The sequence below is a fragment of the Chryseobacterium ginsengisoli genome, assembly GCF_039542325.1.
Taxonomy (GTDB): Bacteria; Bacteroidota; Bacteroidia; order Flavobacteriales; family Weeksellaceae; genus Chryseobacterium; species Chryseobacterium ginsengisoli.
Genome location: NZ_BAABHX010000003.1, coordinates 164994 through 182567, shown reverse-complemented (window position 1 = coordinate 182567; position 17574 = coordinate 164994). Strand labels below are relative to the sequence as shown.

Here is a 17574-nt window from a genome sequence, read left to right as displayed (position 1 = left end):
TCAGCAAATGAGCGTTAATTTATTCTTTCAATAATTTCTTATAAATTTCTTCATTTTCAGCATCAAAACAGACGAAAATAACTTTTTCTATGACGTCTGATTTGAAATTTTTAACCTCATCAACAGCAATTTTTCCTGCCAATTCTTTTGGAAATCTATAAATTCCTGTACTGATATTCGGAAAAGCAATGATTTTCGCTTCAAGGCTTTCAGCTAATTTTAATGAATTTTTATAACAATTTGCTAATAGTTTCGATTCTTTTTCTTCATTGTCATTCCAAACAGGACCAACTGTATGAATGACGTATTTTGCAGGAAGATTTCCGGCTGTCGTTACAACCGCTTCACCTGTGTTACATTTGCCTTGTCGGTTTCTGATATCAATACATTCTTTCAAAATCTGTTGTCCTCCTGCGCGATGAATGGCTCCGTCAACACCGCCTCCTCCCAACAAGGAAGAATTCGCTGCGTTCACAATTGCGTCTGCTTTTATTTTGGTGATGTCGCCTTTTATTAATTCAATTTTCATAAAATTTGCTGTTTTTCCAATTTTCAACATTTTTTGTCCAATCAGGAATTGTATTTTCTTCACAACATAAAGCACTTACTCCTCCAACCATTGCACAGGTTGTGTCTCTGTCGCCTAAAGCTGAAACCGTATTCCAAAGACATTCTTCAAAATTGTTTCTGCATCTCGAAAGCATCCAAATAACAATCGGAACAGTATCCTGAGCGGTCATTTTTATTCCGTTTCCAAGAGTTTTCACCAACAATTCAATACTTGGATTTCCATCTAAATAAAGAGCTTTATTCAACTTACTTTTCATATCGGAATCACTTAATTCATCTTGAATTTTTTGAATAAAATCTTGTTGATTAAGTTTTATGAGTTCCAATTTTTCCTGAACTGCAAAAGCGGCAGCTAATGAAATTGCTTTTGTTCCTTCAATCGCTTCTTTGTTGGCGTGAGTGACTTCACAGGAAAGTTCAGCATTTAATTTAAGCTTGTCAAAATCGTCATAAAAATAAGCTCCAATCACCGAAGCTCTCATCGCACCGCCATTTCCCATCGAACCTTGTCCTTCAAACTTTGAATAAGAAACTTCTTTCCAGTTTTCCCCACTTTTTGTTTCTCTAAAATATTGATGCATTGAAGGACCATAACCTCGATTAATATCAAAATAATAGTTTTTTGTAAACTCTTCTGCCAAAAAACCCTGATTGATTTTTCCAAATTTTTCTAACGATTTAAAAACAGCAATCGCCATGATGGTATCGTCTGTAAAATCGAAAGAACTTTCAGGAATAATTCTCTGATGAATATAAGATTTCATCAAACTTTCTTCTCCGAAAAAACTTTCTCCAAAAGCATCACCTATAGAAATTCCTGTTAATGATTTTGCAGCAATCAAGAGCTTATCTTTCATTATTTTAACCTTAATTTTTTATTTAAATCTTCATCATCAAACAGCAACGGTTTTTCTTCGGGAAGAATCAAATTATCTAAGTCATCATTTAATACAAATTGATGTTGTTCTTTCACAAGGTCCGAAATATCTTCAATCAAAATAATATCTTCTTTAGCAAAAGATTTAACAAATTCATTTCTTAAGCCAATCTGTATTGCTCTTCTTTCGAGTTTGTTTCCAAAAGGATCGTGATCCGGATCCCATTGCAATCTCACAGAAGATTCTTTTACCTGATCCTGCCATTCTTCTCTGGAAATTTCCAGTCTGTCATTGTATGAAGAATAAACTGCATTTTCAAGATATTTTTTGAAAGCATCTATTTTTAAATGAATCGCCAAAACATATTCCTGACCGTCCTTTCTTCCCCAACCGTTTCGGTACATCATCCAAAGGAAATTCGGTTTTATCCATGTCATTCTTTCTAAGCTGAATGCTCCTCCAAAATATTGATTTTTAACGGCAAATTCACCAATTTCTTTTCTATATGACTGATAAACAATAATTTTTTCATCATCATATTGAGCTATGACGTGATGTCCTTTCTCAGGCCAATCTTGCAGCTGTTCTTTATATTTTTTTAATTTAAATTCCTTCATGATAATCATCCCATTCTTTTTTATCAAGAACTTTATAATCTTCTGTTGGAAAATTATACTTTTCAATGAGGAGATTTAGGTCAAAATCCTTTGTTTGTGGAAATAATAAATGAGTGATCACTTTATTTAATCTTTCAATAAGATTGTCAATATCTTTCCTTCCTTCTAATACAAATGCTTTTGACGCTCTTTCTTCTATAGATATAGATCCCATTAAACGTACTCCACCGAAAAAGTTTTCTAAAACATCCATATAACCTTTTCTGAAATTTACCAGTCTTAAAATCATGAATTTAAGGCTTCTGTTTCTTATGTTTTCAATTTTAAAATTTCCTTCTAAAACTGAATTTATAGTTGGTATTACTTCATCTGAAAATTTATAATCTTTAAAATCTGCTATAAAATCTAAGCTATAAAAGTGTTTAATATTTTCAATCTTTACACCCAAATAAGCAAAGTAAACACAAACCCTTCTATATCTTATCTGTACTGAAGGCAATATCTTATCTGGATTTTCAACATAATATTCTGCAGCTCTATGATCTAAAATAAAGCTTAACTTTGAATATAATTCCAAAATTTCCAGAGTTACCTCTTCTCTCGTTAATTTCATTATATTTATTCGAACGGCTGTATCATCTCTTCCTTCTTCGAAAGAATTGCAAAAACCACTCTTCTAAATTTATTTTTATACTTTCCGTGAAGATGCTTTTTAAACAATTCCGCAATTTCTTTCGGATCATTTTTAAAAACTCCGCATCCCCAAGCTCCTAAAATCAAGGTTTCGTTTCCCTGATGTAATGCCAAAGCCAACATTTTATCCATTCTTATATCCATTGCTCCGAAAATTTCTTGAGCTCTTTCCGGTTCCTGACGTTTTACAACACCTGCATTCACCGCCGGAGACGTGATGAAATTACACAAAACAGGTTTCAGTAACAATTCACCCTTATCCTTCCTGAAAACAGGGACTTTCGGGCTGTAAATCATCATATCTGTATAAAAACACGATTCCATTGCACGATGAGTTTCATAATAATCCCAACCTTGAAGCAAACTGTCATGAAGTCCCGAAGTTCTCGCCAAACTTTCTTCTTGAGCTTCAGCTCCGTTAATAAAACCACCGCCTGGATTTTTTGCAGATGCAAAATTCAGACACATCAATTTTTCCTGATTTTCTTCTGCGGCTAATTGTAAAATTGCTTTTAAAGAACTGCATTTCCACACTTCAAATTGTGTTTCAAAATTGGCTTCCGAAAATTTACTTTTTGTCATTTCCGAAAGTTCTTCCGATGAAAACAAAATGGTTTCCTTTATACAGATTTTCATTTCATTTTCTATGCTTACTTTCTCGTTTTGTTCGTTTATATAATATTTCTTGGCTAAGATTTCCAGTGTATCTTTTGCCATTCCTTTATTTGTCATTGTTAGTTTTTTAATGTTTACTAATAAATTTTCTATCTCATCATTTGCGGGGTTTTTAAAATCTTTTCCAATGAAAACTTTCGTTACTTCAATATTCCCGACAATTGCTTTATTAAAAGCATCCAATTCTTCCGAACGAATCCACAATTCGTTGTGATTTTTGGCTCCTACATTTTGCAAAGGATATTGATTTGCAATTTCTTCCAACACTTCAAATTTGGTTACAAATCCGAGATAATTTCCTGCTTCATCTCTCGTATTCCATTTTTCTGCGATTTCAGAAGCATAGTCTTCATATAAAACAGGATAGAAAATCGGCTGCCATTCCAATCTTGGAGGAAATTTTTTGTAATTGCTTTCTATAATTAAAAGCATTTCTTTTTCTCCAACAGGTCTATATAAAATTTGTGTTTTCATGGTTATTTTTAATTTATTACTAAAACAGCTTCATCATCAGAAAGCTTTATTTCCGCCGTTGCTCCACTGTTGAACTGCAGAAAATCCTGCTCAATTCCATCACTAAATATAAACCCGTTATTCGGCATTAATGATTCTATGATCAGCCTATTTCCTTTTGCCAACTTTCCGCTGCAAATATCCGTTTGCGTTCTGATGCTTTTGAAAGGTTCTCTTACTGCAAAATACAAATCTTCTTCATTCAGTTGCGGATATTTCAAATCGGTTTTTCCTAAAATTCCGAAAGCCATATTGAAAATTGAACTCAGCCAGCCCGTACTTCCTGTTTTTGTGGAAACAATGATTCCGCTGGAAGAATGTGTTTCTTCTTTTCCGTTCAGCATGATTTTATATCTTGCCGAACTGTGAGAAGAAATCCCGATGAATAAATCATTCACTGCCAATAGTTTTTGTCCGTCATTAAGAACTGCTTCCGCAAACCTCATTTTTTTTAAACTAAAGTTTTCGTTGATAACAGAATTTACTCCGTTTAAAAAATTTTTTACCGTAAATGGAAGCAAAACTCCATCATATCTTTCAGGATCGGGATTGATTGCGATGATTGGAATATGCTTGGAATATTTAGCAACATTCGCCACCAATCCGTCTTGTCCGACAACTACAATCAAATTATTTTCAGAGAAAATATAAGACGGAACAAACTCTCTTTCAATCACCTTATTTTTAATGACTTTCGAAAGCTTTGTCTGAACTTCCAAAAATGACTCGTAAAATTTTTCATGCTCATCCACATATTCCTGAAAATTTCCTCCCGAACTTTCAATATAAAATTTCGCCTGAGCTTTGGTATTGAATCTTTCAATCAAGCACTCCAGTCTTGTTTTATTTTTGATGATAATGGCGTATTCGATTTTCATTTTGTTTTATTATAAACATTTTTAAACCATTAAGTTTAATTTAGTTGTGAAGTTTAATTAAGAAAAATCATTCTAATTTTTAAGCTTAAACCAAAGTTCAACTTAATAATTCTTAATAACTTAAAATTTCTTACTATTTCAAAATAGTATCCAACAAATCAGGACTTATATTCAGGTTTCCGATTTTTCCGGCATTTTCTGCCAATTCTCTGAAAGCTAATGCAATATTGTTTTTCGCATCCTGTTTTCCACCCAAAACACTTAAGATTTTCCAATCCATTTCTTTATAAGGTTTCAAAGACGTTTCTAACATATATCCTTGAGTTTCGGCTTCTTTTCTATCGTTTTCCGTTTTTTGCTCGATCAGCTGTTTTCTCTGATTTTCAACAGAAATATCGGCAGCAATTTTCATTTCTCTCAGAATTCTATTATTTTCTTCTTGCTGAACCTCGGTTTCCATTCTTTTTTCTTCAATCTGCTTTTGTTTTTCTTCAACAGCAATTTCCGTATTCAGTTCAGATTCTTTGATTTTTCTTTCCTGTTCTACCGCAAAATTTCTTCTTTCATAAATCGCTTCATCCGCTTGCTGCTGTAGTTTTTCCCTTGTTTCCGTTTCAAGCGCTCTTGCCATTTCAGGAGTCGTCTGAACTGCTAAAATATTGGTTCCAAGAATTTCAATTCCCATCGTTTTTATTGCTTCAGAATTCATTAAACCTTCCAGAATGTTGCCTTCAATCTGTTTTGCAGAACGAATGGCGTCTTTTAAACTTAATTCATGAATAAAAGAAGAAGTTGCAGTCTGCGCCAAATTAATAATCCTTTGATTCAGCTTTTCAATATCATTTTTCTTGTATACTCCGGCTTCGTTTACCGTGAAATCCAATGTATCTGAAAGCGCTTTCGGATCTGTAATTTTGTAGCTTATCTGTCCTTGAATTTTTACCGTTTGATAATCATGGGTATTTTCATTAAAGATAAACGGCAAATCATTACTTCCCATCGGAATTGCAACGATAGACGAGTTTGGAGCGAAATAAAAGAATGACAGCCCTCTTCCTTCTTTTACGGTTTTTCCATTTTTAAAATGAAGAACGTAAGTCATTGAATCAAATTTGATGTGTCTGAAACCAAACATAGCTTTAAGTTTTTTGGTGAAACAATTTATTAATTTCGTGTATTTTTTACGCAAATTATGGGTAAAATTTTTTACACTTTGATTTTATTTAAAGCAAAACACTTTTCAATATTCTTTAATGTTCCGCTTTTCCTATTCTTATCTGTGTTAAAATCGACAGCAAGAAAATGGGTACAAAGATCGATTCCGAACATATCTCTTTCATAATTAGTAGTAAAACCGCCTATAATATGCCATTTCTCTGCCTTTGTTTTAAACGAATTGGCAAAATATCTTGGTCTTCTTCCCACGTGAAGAATCGTCACGTTTTCAGTTTTGTCCTTTAAAAATTCCATCATTAAAGTATCAGTTCCTGAAAAATCCCCGATGATAAATTCACATTCTGAAAGATTGAATTTTTTTAATGGTTCAATATAAAACTGATGAAAATTTTCCCAAGATACATTCCCATTTCCTGAAACATATATCTTTTTCATTTCTTAAGTTTTTAAATACATTACATCTGTTCTTAAAACATATTTCAGTCCGCTAATCAAGGTTTTTCCTTCGTGTCGTAACGGATGGTAAAAAACCAATGCAGATCCTTTCTTTGGAGCTACAGTGAACAGATTTTCAAATTCTGTTTCTCCACCTTCGAAGTCATCATTCAGATAAATTAAAAATGTATAAAAACTTTTCTCATTTTCATTTCTGATGTAACTTCCGTCTCTGTGCATTTTGAATCTTTGTCCGGGAGAATATTTATAAATTCTGAACATTTCATTAAAATCCAAAACATTATAATCTTCATGAGTCTGAGGAAGAAATTCAGATGCCTTTTCAAAAAGATTTTTAGCTAAATCTTTGTCAAAAATCATCAGTCTGTCGTTGTTTCTCACTCCCTTACTCATCATCTGTCGACCACCCATATTGATTTTAGCTTCTTCGAAAACTTTGTCTTGTGTCAATTCAATATAACGATCACATTCTGAATCTGAAAGATAATTTTCAATCAAAAATATCTGCGGATGTAATTCTATTTTTTTCATAATCAATATTTTGTATTTGGTTTTGTGTTTTTATCCTCTTAATTCGTCTCTTACTTCCATCAAAGCAAATCCTAACAGATTTTCACCATTCCATTGAGCTGGATTTTCCGCTTTTGGATTCGATTCCAACATTCCGATTCCCCAGATTTTATCGTATGGGCTGGCTTCTACCAGGATTTTATCGTTTGTTGAAAGCAGAAATTCTTTAAACTTTTCATTTTGAGAAAACTTCAAAAGGTTTCCTTGTCTTACGATTTCATATTTATATTCATCCCAAATCTTCGGATCAAAGTTTTTGACTTTTCTACCTAAACTTTTTGCCTGATTTGGAGTTTTTGCTTGTAAAATTTGTTCTAAAACCTCCTGATCATTAAATAATTTTGCTTTTCCCGCCATCATATAGTGTTCAGCCGTTTTGTAAACAATCCCATTTTCTTCAAATTCAAAAGGAAACCATTGACTGAAACAAGCTTTTGTAATCTCGTCTTTCACCGTATGCCCCCAAAAGAATAAAAAATCTAACTTTTCTTTATTCTGAGATTTCTCAATTATATTTTTTAATGAATGTTTCATTATTGTGTCATTTTTACGCAAATTTAAAAGAATATGATTTTCCCTCCAAATTAATTTGTGTTAATTTTACACTAAGTAATTTAGTTAATTGATTTTCAGTTATAAAAATTTATTTTAACCAAACAGGAAAATTTAAATTAAAGAATGTTATTTTATATTATGGCAAAGAAGAACCTTAATTTCAACTTATAGATCTTCTATTCGTTCAGAATGACAATACGAAAGAATTATTAGATTAGTAAAAATTTGTGTCTAAATTTATTTGATCTCAAAATAGAATCCTTCTTCTTCGAGCTCTTTATATTTTTCCTGATTGAATGTAAATAGTTTTCCCGGTCTGCCGCTGCCTTCTTTTTTCACGTTGTCCGTTTCATTCAGCAATCCATAACTCATGATTTTTTTGCGGAAATTTCGGCGGTCGATTTCTTTTCCTATAATCGTTTTATATAAATTTTCCAAATCAGAAAAAGCAAATTCGTCGTTGAGAAGATTGAAGCCAATCGGTTGATATTGAATTTTTGTACGAAGTCGCTTTAGTGCAATATCAATAATTGTCTGATGATCGAAAGCAAGTTTCGGAAGCTGATTGACACTAAACCATTGTGCATCATCCGCGTCGGAATCTGCAAACAGTTGGTGATAAGAAGGATTCACAAGCCCTAAATAAGCTATCGAAACCACTCTATTTCGAGGATCGCGCCCTACATTTCCAAAAGTATACAATTGTTCCAGAAAATCGGGCTTTATACCTGCTTCTTCATGAAGTTCCCTTTTTACAGCATCATCAAGATTTTCATCATCCAAAACCAAACCTCCGGGAAGCGCCCAACCTCCTTTGAATGGCTCTATATTTCTTTTAATCAATAAAAGCTGAAGATCTTTTTTATCAAAATATCCGAAAATAACTGCGTCTACGGCAACTTTTATGTCTTGTAATTTTTTTGGAGTGCTCATTAATTAATTTGCGTTATGAATACGCAAAGGTATGTTTTTTTTAACTAATATTTAAATAAATTTAATTTCAATAATTAATTTAATACGTCAACTTCTGTCGCTATCCATCACTATTTTAGCCACATAAAGTTCTTCTGAAGAATATCCAATTTTAAAATTTAATTTGAAAAAAATGAGTTATTTATTAATTATTGACAAATACACTGGTGAACAGTGTAAGTATGTAGAAACAGAAAAGTGGTATGATAATACAACACTTATGGATGATAGTCTTTGTGATCATGTAATCTATATCCAACATGAGCATAAATATTACAAAAGAGTATTAAATGACTATATTACTGTAAAAATGTTTGGCGCAATTGGAGATGGATTAACCGACGATTCTGAAGCCATCCAAAAAGCAGTTGATTTTTGTGAGAAAACATCTCAGAAAACGTTATTCTTTCCTCCTGGGAATTACCTTCTCAATACGCCTATTCAAAATACAAGAGGTGGAGTAAAATTTATTGGTTCAGGCGCATTTTTAAGAGAAGAAAGTTGGTGGAATGCGCAACAGCCGCATTCTCCATTTTCAGGATGTTCTCTGATAGTTCCTCAAAACAGCAGCGCTTTTGTATTTAAAAGTACAGTTACGGATCCCGTTTTCATGGAATCTATCCAGTTTTTGGCAAAAGAAGGAAGAACGGCTGGCTCAACCTTTGCAATTGATTTTAAGTCTGAATTTGACGGACCAGTATGGCCTTTTGTTGTAAGAGACTGCCATTTTAGAGGTTTCAATCGTGCTATATCCTTTAAAAGTTCTAATGCCTACAATGTGGCTTCAGTACAAATTACCGGCTGTGCTTTTTCTCAGAATGATGAATGTGTATATTTTGGTTTTACTGATGATAACGAAAAACGTAATGTTTGCTGGGGATTTCTTTTTGAAAACAACAAATGCCATGATAATGCAAGGATAATCTATGGTAGCTTTGCAAAAGACTTAGTCAAAATAGTAAATAATAATTTTGAAGGCACAATAGATTACATTTCACCACCCTCAGAAAAACCTAAACCCTATGCTATTGATATTGAGATCAGTAATTGCACCGTTCACTTTTTTGGAAATCATTTTGAGTCAATGCGTAGTAATGCTGTGTATATTTCCTCATTACCAAAAAATAGTAATGGCGATTATATTTCATTTTCAAATACTACTGCTTTATCTAATCAGAACAGAGTCGAAATTTCCGGGAATAATACAGATGGAATGATTGCTGATCATGTTTTAGAGTATGATCTTTCTGGTTTACAGATAATTAATAAAGATAGTTCTAATCTTTACATTTACAGTTGTGAAATTGTAGAAAATTTATCTGCAACATCTAATATTTTCCTGAATGAATTTGCGAAAAAAAATGGAACCATAATTAAATTTTCAGATACTGACGGTGATTCTTATCTATTTAACAATGCTTTAAAAAATATAAGCACAGTAAAAGTGTCCAGCTCAAAAACTCTATATATTGATGAAGAACAATACGATAGTTTTGGTAATAAAGATAACAATTTTGCCGCTTTTTTTAATGGTGGATATTCTATGACCTTTAAAGGAAAATCTAAATATATAGGTGCTACATTTAAAGTTAATCAGAGGCTAGGTAATTTTATAGCTGACGGTTTTTTCAGCTCTTTTTATAATGAAAATAATAATACAATTCCATCACCAGGAACGCCAAAATATGTGACGGGAATGTTGAGTCAAAAAGCAGGAAAATCATTATTTGTTCTTATTTATCCAAGTACAGATTTATATTCTGCAACATCAGATTTTAATGCATTTTATGCGGGAATATCATTGTATAATCTTCAAGAAAAAAACACTTTAATTGCAACTGATATTACATATTTCACTATGGGTGATGATGAAAACGATAATGATTATAACCCGAATATTCTACCTTATTACCAAAAATCAAATGTAGTAGAAAAAGTAGGCACATTTGAAAAGGGGCAAACATTTGTAGATACAGCAGGAAATTTTAACGTGGTAAAACAAAGTGGTACTATAGATAGTGGAAGCTTTTTAAATAACGTAACCGCCTCTGGAACTATTGGTAAAGAATATCTGGATTCAGTTAGTAATTCTGAAAAGTTTACAATCGGACAATATCTAAAATTTGGAAACTTACCTGATGTCTACAGAATAGTTGGATGCAAAAATGGAACAAAGTTCTATCTGAATAAAAATTTAACTAGCAGTTTTAGCAATTCTCCAGTTACTTTTAGCACTCCTACAATATCAGTAATTTAATTAAAGTCTAAATTATTAAATATATGGTCGTAAGCTGTTCTTACGACCATAATTTTTTATTCTATTAATTTTCATTGTGTTAATCTCTTTATTATTAAATATTTTAATTAAATTTATAAACAACTTAAAACGAAACGATTATGAAAAATTTATTATTTGCAGCTTGCACTGCTTTTCTCATTATTGCTTGCGATAAAGTAAAAATGGATGTTAAAACCTCATCAGATAAAACAGATTCTTTAACGAAAGAAGAATGGAAACCCGTAGATTCTGCAACCGCAACAAAAGCATGGATGGAATATGCAACTCCGGGAGAAATGCAAAAAATGATGGCAAAAAGTGACGGCACATGGATCGGAGAAAACACCATGTGGATGGAAAATGGCGGAAAACACATGAACAGCAAATCTGAAGCAACCAATAAAATGATGTATGACGGACGTTATCAAATAAGCAATCATAAAGGGGATTTCATGGGAATGCCTTTTGAAGGGATGAGCATTGTTGGGTATGACAATTCTAAGAAAAAATTTGTAAGTACATGGATCGATAATATGGGAACGGGAATCATGCATGGAGAAGGCGACTGGAATCCATCAACAAAATCTATTGAATTTAAAGGAAAAATGACCGATCCTTCAAGACCGGGAAAAGAATGTGATTTTAGGGAAGTTTTCACATTTATTGATGATAATACTCAAAAAATGGAAATGTATGGGCCAGATTCCAAGACGGGAAAAGAATACAAAACCATGGAAATAAAATATACTCGTAAGAAATAACAGAAAACCGCTTCAAATTGAAGCGGTTTTTTTGAAATATGTTGAAATCACTGGAAATAAACAGTGATTTTACTTACTGATTGCTAAGCTTTTATATTCAACTTTGATGTAAACAAAAGGAAACCGCCGAAAACCTTAAAAGAGTAGGCAAAACACCTAAATTCATTAAAGCCATGAGCCATATTATTAAAGGAAATCTTGCGGCCTATCTATGCGGCAGAGATTGTTCAGAGAACCTTAGTCAGGTAAAAGTACGTATTTATCTTCCCGTTACAGAAGCCAATGCAGCGGCTTTATCGTCTGCTGAAATCAAAGATACTTTCAGAGAAGTTTCGGAAGAAGAAATTAAATCTAAGCAGAGCAAGCTTCTTGCAGAAGCAGAAACAGATATGGAAGGAAATTTTTCAATCAAAATCGATGAAAAATATTCCCGTTCTGCATTAGAAATAGATTTTTATTGCGGAACAGTTCCCCGTCCTCCGTTTCCTCCCAAAAAAGGTAAAGAAAGACAGTTTCATATCACAACATTTGTTCCTCAATGGAAAGCTTCACAAGATCAGGAAACTTGGATTGCCAATTTTTCTTACATCATTCCTGATAAGTGGTGGTGTCTGATTAAAGGTCGATATTTTGACGTTTGGACTATCTGTGGAAGATTAACAGACTGTGAAACCGGAAAACCTCTTGAAGGCATTACAGTAATTGCTATGGATGCAGATTTCATTACAGACGATGAACTGGGAAGAAATACGACAGACAGCAATGGACATTTTAAAATTTATTATACTTCTGTTGAATTTAAAAAGACATTTCTTTCTCCCTTAATTAATATAGAAACGGATGTTACACTTCCTTTTGCAAGCGGGCCGGATGTTTATTTCCAGTTGGAATACGGCGGACAACGTTTTGCTTTGGAAACAAAAGCTGACAGACGTAATAATGTAGGATATTGCCTTTGTGTAAAGCTTTGTTCAAAAGAATTGATTCCTGTAGATCCTTCTACGCCTCCTTCATTTACACATTTTGGTCTTACCCAGCATATTCCAATCCAGTCAGGCATTGATTTATCAACAGGGAAAACGCTGGCTGGTTACGCCTTTTTCTCATCAGTTAATCTTGTAGGTACAATAAGTAAGAAAATTAATAATCTACAAATGGAATATCTTTTTGAATATCAGGAAGTAACAAATCCGACAGATGCTTTAAATCCTGCAGGGTGGAATCCAATTGTTCCTAATATGATCGATAAAACGGTGATTGGTTATTTATGGAGTTTTACGGGAGATCCATCCAATCCAATTGCTTATGAACCTTATTTCATTAATGGAACTGGTACAGAAAAAACCGTTACTTTCAACGGAGATTGGATACAAGTGCCTCAAGATTCTAATTTTGCAGCTCATACAGACGCAGAAATTTTGAAATTAAATACTGAAAAACTGACAGGAGTCACTTCAATTGACATGAGCATGCCTACGTCAGGAATAGGAAATACAACAGTCTCTGCATCAAGACCTCATGTTTCCAATAGATACTTTGCCATTCGTATGAAACAAAGAGCAGTTGGCGGTTCTGCAACAATAGCGGGAACATCAAAACCAATTGCGATTTATAATGTTTTATATCAAAATGTAAATAAATATGGAAGCTGGGCTCATGCGACAGTTGATAATCAATATATCGCATTGTCTGTAGATCTTGAAGAAATTATTTCCGGAAGCAGCGGTTGCAGTAAAATAACAACAGATCTGCATGTAAAATACGGAGCAAGAAATGAAAATCTCGGAAGTGTAAGCCTATCCATTGTAGGACCTCACAAACCCGGACAAAGTTTTGGATTTAATCCGATTGTTCTTATGTCATCGCCGGAAACATTTGGATCAACTCAATTGGTATTTACACCTCCGACTGATACGGTGGCAGATTTATTGCCTTGTGCTTATACTGTTTCTATTTCCGCAACAGCATTGCTGACTACAGGAGACAGTAATCTTGGTTCTTACAATGATTTCGTTTCATTTTGTAAGATTTAATAAAAATAGATAAACTTTCAAAAAGAAACTTTTGAAAATAAAAAAAACCGCTTCCAATTGAAGCGGTTTATATTTTTAGTCATTAAGCTTTAATACAGCCATGAATGCAGATTGTGGTACTTCTACTCTACCAATCTGCTTCATTTTCTTTTTACCTTCTTTCTGTTTTTCAAGAAGCTTTCTCTTTCTGGAAATATCTCCTCCGTAACATTTTGCGGTAACGTCTTTTCTTAATGCTTTAATAGTTTCTCTTGCAATAACTTTCGCTCCTAAAGCCGCCTGAACTGCAATATCAAACTGTTGTCTTGGAATCAGCTCACGAAGTTTTTCACACATTCTTTTACCAATGTAGTATGCATTAGAATCATGAATCAATGAAGACAATGCATCTACCATATCTCCGTTGATCAGGATATCCATTTTTACCAGCTTAGAAGCTCTGAATCCGATTGGGTGGTAATCGAATGAAGCATATCCTTTAGAAATAGATTTTAATCTGTCATAGAAGTCGAAAACAACTTCCGCCAAAGGCATATTGAAAATTAATTCAACTCTTTCTGACGTTAAATAACTTTGATTAACGATTTCCCCTCTCTTTTCAATACAAAGTGTCATTACAGCTCCAACAAAATCAGATTTTGTAATGATAGAAGCCTTGATGTAAGGTTCTTCCACTCTATCCATTGTAGAAGGATCCATCATTTCAGATGGGTTATTAATCAAAATCGGAACTTCCGGTTCTTTTTTGGTATATCCAAAATAAGAAACGTTCGGAACCGTAGTGATTACGTTCATGTTGAATTCTCTATCCAATCTTTCCTGAACGATTTCCATGTGCAACATTCCTAAGAATCCGCAACGGAAACCGAAACCAAGAGCCGCAGAACTTTCCGGTTCGAAAACCAAAGAAGCATCATTTAGCCTTAATTTTTCAAGAGAAAATCTTAATTCTTCAAAATCCTCAGATTCAATTGGATAAATACCAGCAAAAACCATTGGTTTTACTTCCTCAAATCCATCGATTGGTCCTGCAGCAGGATTTTCAAATGAAGTAATTGTATCACCTACTTTTACCTCTCTTGCATCCTTAATACCAGAAATTAAATATCCTACATCACCACATCCAATTGTTTTCTTCGGAACCTGCTTCAGTTTCAAAGTACCAACCTCATCTGCTCCATATTCTTTTCCTGTGGCGAAGAATTTGATTTTCTCGTTTTTAGAAATACTTCCGTTTACTACTTTGAAATAGGCTTCAATTCCTCTGAAAGGATTATAAACTGAGTCAAAAACCAAAGCTTGAAGCGGCGCATCCGGATCTCCAACCGGAGCCGGAATTCTCTCTACAATTTGCTCCAGTAAGTTATGGACACCTTCTCCTGTTTTCCCTGAAACTCTCAATACATCTTCATATTCGCAACCAATCAAATTCATGATTTCGTCAGTTACTTCTTCAGGATTTGCAGAAGGAAGGTCAATTTTATTCAAAATCGGAATGATTGTTAAGTCATTTTCCAATGCTAAATACAAATTACTAATTGTTTGCGCCTGAATACTTTGAGCAGCATCTACAATAAGAAGTGCTCCTTCACAAGCAGCGATTGAGCGGGAAACTTCGTAAGAAAAATCTACGTGTCCCGGTGTATCGATAAGATTTAATATAAATTTTTCTCCTTTATATTCATAATCCATCTGGATCGCATGAGACTTGATTGTAATCCCACGCTCTTTCTCCAAATCCATATCATCCAGCGTCTGAGACTGTAATTCTCTTTGGGTAACAGTATTGGTATATTCCAATAGTCTATCCGCCAAAGTACTTTTACCGTGGTCAATATGAGCGATTATGCAAAAATTTCGTATGTTTTTCATTTAAGAACCTTGTAATTTGCAAAGATAAGAAAATGCAAGAGAATTCCTCATTCTTAATTTTATACAGAGAAAATTTAATTTTAATAATAAACAAAGTCTAATTTTAGAGAGTTTTGTTTGTTATCAATTTGTATTAATTAATTCCCAAAATTCACGAAATGTGGTATATCTGTTGCAAAACTGTTCATCGGTAAAAGATTGTTTCGATTGCTATTGAAATCAAAAACAGAATTATTGTCAAAAGGCACACGAGGATAATAAGTAAAAGAAATTTGAATCCTGTTGAAAACCAAATAAGGATTATTGATAAGAACTCCGATTCCTACTTTTGTGTTTGTATTTGTTTTCAAAAGTTTTTCATCCGGCATACCCAACCAACCGACTGCTGCAGTTAAATACGGACTGAAATGAAAATTCTTCCATGTTTTATTAACAAAAAACTGAAGCTGATATCTTAAAACTAATTTTTTTGTTCCAATATAATCTCCATTGAAAACAGGAAATTCGTCTGATGCTGAAAGATTAATCCTGTCTTTATAAGAATAATTATGCTGAGGATTTCCCAATGCCAAAGTCGGAGAAAAGAAATGTCTTACTTTAGCAAATTTCCAATCCATAAGGTTCGTGAAATAAGTCCCATCCAGACGGAAAGATTCACGATTTTGTTTGTCTTCATTGAAAAATCTCCCGAACTGAGCCTTCAAATTGAAATATCCAATATTCGTAAAATCCCCATAAGATGCCGAAATTCCGGCGTATGGCATCACTTTGCTACTTCTTGATAAAGCTCCTGCAGTTAAATTTACCGAATTACCATATGCAATATCTTCCGGCAAATCATATTGAAAAATATTTTTCTGAACCGAAAATTTTCTTTGAATAAATCCAACAGACATCAAAAAACTACTGTAAGAACTGAAATATTGATATTGATCGATTCCGGGGCTGTCTTTATATTGATAATTCTGAAATCTTCCTATTAAAGCAATATTGCTGGAAACTTTTTCGCTAGGGTTCGAAGAAACAGGAATCTGATAACCACCCCACAAATCCTGACTATATACTTTAATCTGAACTTCCGGAAAAGTAGTTTCTGATTCTGTCGGAAGTAAAACATTTCGCATAAAATATTCGAAAGTAAAACCTCCTGCCCATTTTGTCAATGGCGAGAAAAAATCTCTTGTAACATTTAAATTGATTCTTTCATTTTTAGCAAAATCCCTCTCTCCCAAAATCTGAGCATTGATATAAGACCCAAAAAGGTTATAGGCTGTATAACTTCCCAAAAAATAATCTTGTTTTTCCTTGGAATCATTTCTATAAAGAAAATCCAACGTATGTCCCAATCCCAGTACATTTTCTTCAGTAACACCTAGTCCTATTTTACTTCCGGAATAGCTCAGTCTCGGTTTTAAGCTCCATGAATCAAGAACTTTCACAATAACATCGATAGAATCTTTTGTAGAAGTACTGTCGGAAATACTGATGTTTACCCTGTTTATAAAAGGCATGGTTCTCAATAAACGTTCGGATTCGTATATTTTTTGAGCATTATATTCTTCTCCTTTCTGAAAAAGCAGGTAATTATTAACAGTAGAAATTCTTGTATTAGAATGAAGATGATTCGTAAACCAATCGTACCATTTCGATTTTTCTTTTTTATCTTCGGAACCATATCCAAACGGGTCAATCGTTTCTATCCGAATATTTCTAATATGTTTTCCATTGTGGGTTTCCTGCGCAATTTTTTCCGTTGTTGTTTTAACAGAAGCCGAATCTGCCTCTCTTCGAAAGATGAAGCGATGAATGAATTTGGTAACTTTTCTTTTATCTGAAAATTCTTCAATTTTATAATAAAGAGAATCCTTTCTTTCTTGTGCATTAAAAAAAGAAAAACAACTTAAAAAGAGAACTAAAATTACAATCGATCTGCTCATCAACCTTCAAAAATTCAATAAAGTTTTTAGTATCAATTTACAAGCCAAGAATGATCAAACTATCATTTCTCTTCGCTTTATTCATAACAAAAAATTAAATTATTATGATAAATACCTATTACTTTTCACAATAAAATCTT

16 protein-coding genes are annotated in these 17574 nt (G+C 33.2%); 3 read left to right on the top strand and 13 right to left on the bottom strand.

What is annotated here, in order from left to right; all coding sequences use genetic code 11:
* Positions 1–19: 19 nt before the first annotated feature.
* The 11 genes from ABD940_RS09965 to ABD940_RS09915 all read right to left on the bottom strand — a co-directional run bounded on the left by ABD940_RS09965 (position 20) and on the right by ABD940_RS09915 (position 8514).
* Positions 20–529 (bottom strand): O-acetyl-ADP-ribose deacetylase, encoded by a 510-nt coding sequence (locus tag ABD940_RS09965; RefSeq protein ID WP_345203095.1) that lies wholly within the window; start codon positions 527–529, stop codon positions 20–22.
* Complete coding sequence (locus ABD940_RS09960) at positions 519–1427, bottom strand: ADP-ribosylglycohydrolase family protein (protein ID WP_345203093.1); 909 nt, start codon at positions 1425–1427, stop codon at positions 519–521. The genes ABD940_RS09965 and ABD940_RS09960 overlap by 11 nt, the downstream gene beginning before the upstream one ends.
* A complete protein-coding gene (locus ABD940_RS09955; protein WP_345203091.1) occupies positions 1427–2065 on the bottom strand; it encodes a DUF4291 domain-containing protein in 639 nt (212 codons plus the stop codon). The genes ABD940_RS09960 and ABD940_RS09955 overlap by 1 nt, the downstream gene beginning before the upstream one ends.
* Positions 2052–2678, bottom strand: a complete 627-nt coding sequence (locus ABD940_RS09950; protein WP_345203088.1) for a hypothetical protein — start codon at positions 2676–2678, stop codon at positions 2052–2054. Before ABD940_RS09950 ends, ABD940_RS09955 begins: the two co-directional genes overlap by 14 nt.
* A gap of 5 nt (positions 2679–2683) precedes the next feature.
* A complete protein-coding gene (locus ABD940_RS09945; RefSeq protein ID WP_345203085.1) occupies positions 2684–3907 on the bottom strand; it encodes a TIGR02452 family protein in 1224 nt (407 codons plus the stop codon).
* Positions 3908–3915: 8 nt separating this feature from the next.
* Positions 3916–4824 carry a diacylglycerol kinase catalytic domain-containing protein gene (locus tag ABD940_RS09940; RefSeq protein WP_345203083.1) on the bottom strand — a complete coding sequence of 303 codons (909 nt, stop codon included), beginning with the start codon at positions 4822–4824 and terminating at the stop codon, positions 3916–3918.
* Between the two features lie 133 nt (positions 4825–4957).
* Positions 4958–5959 (bottom strand): SPFH domain-containing protein, encoded by a 1002-nt coding sequence (locus ABD940_RS09935; RefSeq protein ID WP_345203080.1) that lies wholly within the window; start codon positions 5957–5959, stop codon positions 4958–4960.
* A 71-nt stretch (positions 5960–6030) separates the two neighbouring features.
* Positions 6031–6435 carry a hypothetical protein gene (locus ABD940_RS09930; RefSeq protein ID WP_345203079.1) on the bottom strand — a complete coding sequence of 135 codons (405 nt, stop codon included), beginning with the start codon at positions 6433–6435 and terminating at the stop codon, positions 6031–6033.
* 3 nt (positions 6436–6438) lie between these two features.
* On the bottom strand, positions 6439–6987 hold the full coding sequence (locus tag ABD940_RS09925) for a prolyl hydroxylase family protein (protein WP_345203078.1): 549 nt from the start codon (positions 6985–6987) through the stop codon (positions 6439–6441).
* A 30-nt stretch (positions 6988–7017) separates the two neighbouring features.
* Positions 7018–7560, bottom strand: a complete 543-nt coding sequence (gene ybiA, locus ABD940_RS09920) for a riboflavin biosynthesis intermediates N-glycosidase (protein WP_345203075.1) — start codon at positions 7558–7560, stop codon at positions 7018–7020.
* A gap of 258 nt (positions 7561–7818) precedes the next feature.
* Positions 7819–8514 (bottom strand): NUDIX hydrolase, encoded by a 696-nt coding sequence (locus ABD940_RS09915; RefSeq protein WP_345203072.1) that lies wholly within the window; start codon positions 8512–8514, stop codon positions 7819–7821.
* A 172-nt stretch (positions 8515–8686) separates the two neighbouring features.
* Here ABD940_RS09915 and ABD940_RS09910 point away from each other — a divergent pair, with 172 nt between their 5' ends.
* The 3 genes from ABD940_RS09910 to ABD940_RS09900 all read left to right on the top strand — a co-directional run bounded on the left by ABD940_RS09910 (position 8687) and on the right by ABD940_RS09900 (position 13625).
* Positions 8687–10810 carry a glycosyl hydrolase family 28-related protein gene (locus ABD940_RS09910; protein ID WP_345203069.1) on the top strand — a complete coding sequence of 708 codons (2124 nt, stop codon included), beginning with the start codon at positions 8687–8689 and terminating at the stop codon, positions 10808–10810.
* Positions 10811–10950: 140 nt separating this feature from the next.
* Positions 10951–11592: a DUF1579 domain-containing protein gene (locus ABD940_RS09905; protein ID WP_345203067.1), complete on the top strand. Its 642-nt coding sequence runs from the start codon at positions 10951–10953 to the stop codon at positions 11590–11592.
* Between the two features lie 173 nt (positions 11593–11765).
* Positions 11766–13625 (top strand): transthyretin-like family protein, encoded by a 1860-nt coding sequence (locus ABD940_RS09900; protein WP_345203064.1) that lies wholly within the window; start codon positions 11766–11768, stop codon positions 13623–13625.
* Between the two features lie 75 nt (positions 13626–13700).
* Here ABD940_RS09900 and lepA read toward each other — a convergent pair whose 3' ends face one another.
* Both lepA and ABD940_RS09890 read right to left on the bottom strand, forming a co-directional pair.
* Positions 13701–15497 (bottom strand): translation elongation factor 4, encoded by a 1797-nt coding sequence (lepA, locus tag ABD940_RS09895; protein ID WP_345203062.1) that lies wholly within the window; start codon positions 15495–15497, stop codon positions 13701–13703.
* Between the two features lie 137 nt (positions 15498–15634).
* Positions 15635–17434, bottom strand: coding sequence for a hypothetical protein (locus ABD940_RS09890; RefSeq protein WP_345203059.1), 1800 nt, complete (start codon positions 17432–17434; stop codon positions 15635–15637).
* Between the last annotated feature and the right edge of the window lie 140 nt (positions 17435–17574).

Excerpts from the sequence above, each read along its gene's own strand:
- ABD940_RS09940 (WP_345203083.1), bottom strand. The coding sequence starts at position 4,824 with ATGAAAATCGAATACGCCATTATCATCAAAAATAAAACAAGACTGGAG.
- ABD940_RS09910 (WP_345203069.1), top strand. The coding sequence starts at position 8,687 with ATGAGTTATTTATTAATTATTGACAAATACACTGGTGAACAGTGTAAG.
- ABD940_RS09905 (WP_345203067.1), top strand. The coding sequence starts at position 10,951 with ATGAAAAATTTATTATTTGCAGCTTGCACTGCTTTTCTCATTATTGCT.
- ABD940_RS09890 (WP_345203059.1), bottom strand. The coding sequence starts at position 17,434 with ATGAGCAGATCGATTGTAATTTTAGTTCTCTTTTTAAGTTGTTTTTCT.
- ABD940_RS09915 (WP_345203072.1), bottom strand. The coding sequence starts at position 8,514 with ATGAGCACTCCAAAAAAATTACAAGACATAAAAGTTGCCGTAGACGCA.
- lepA (WP_345203062.1), bottom strand. The coding sequence starts at position 15,497 with ATGAAAAACATACGAAATTTTTGCATAATCGCTCATATTGACCACGGT.
- ABD940_RS09925 (WP_345203078.1), bottom strand. The coding sequence starts at position 6,987 with ATGAAAAAAATAGAATTACATCCGCAGATATTTTTGATTGAAAATTAT.
- ABD940_RS09965 (WP_345203095.1), bottom strand. The coding sequence starts at position 529 with ATGAAAATTGAATTAATAAAAGGCGACATCACCAAAATAAAAGCAGAC.
- ABD940_RS09955 (WP_345203091.1), bottom strand. The coding sequence starts at position 2,065 with ATGAAGGAATTTAAATTAAAAAAATATAAAGAACAGCTGCAAGATTGG.
- ABD940_RS09900 (WP_345203064.1), top strand. The coding sequence starts at position 11,766 with ATGAGCCATATTATTAAAGGAAATCTTGCGGCCTATCTATGCGGCAGA.
- ABD940_RS09930 (WP_345203079.1), bottom strand. The coding sequence starts at position 6,435 with ATGAAAAAGATATATGTTTCAGGAAATGGGAATGTATCTTGGGAAAAT.
- ABD940_RS09935 (WP_345203080.1), bottom strand. The coding sequence starts at position 5,959 with ATGTTTGGTTTCAGACACATCAAATTTGATTCAATGACTTACGTTCTT.
- ABD940_RS09945 (WP_345203085.1), bottom strand. The coding sequence starts at position 3,907 with ATGAAAACACAAATTTTATATAGACCTGTTGGAGAAAAAGAAATGCTT.
- ABD940_RS09960 (WP_345203093.1), bottom strand. The coding sequence starts at position 1,427 with ATGAAAGATAAGCTCTTGATTGCTGCAAAATCATTAACAGGAATTTCT.
- ybiA (WP_345203075.1), bottom strand. The coding sequence starts at position 7,560 with ATGAAACATTCATTAAAAAATATAATTGAGAAATCTCAGAATAAAGAA.
- ABD940_RS09950 (WP_345203088.1), bottom strand. The coding sequence starts at position 2,678 with ATGAAATTAACGAGAGAAGAGGTAACTCTGGAAATTTTGGAATTATAT.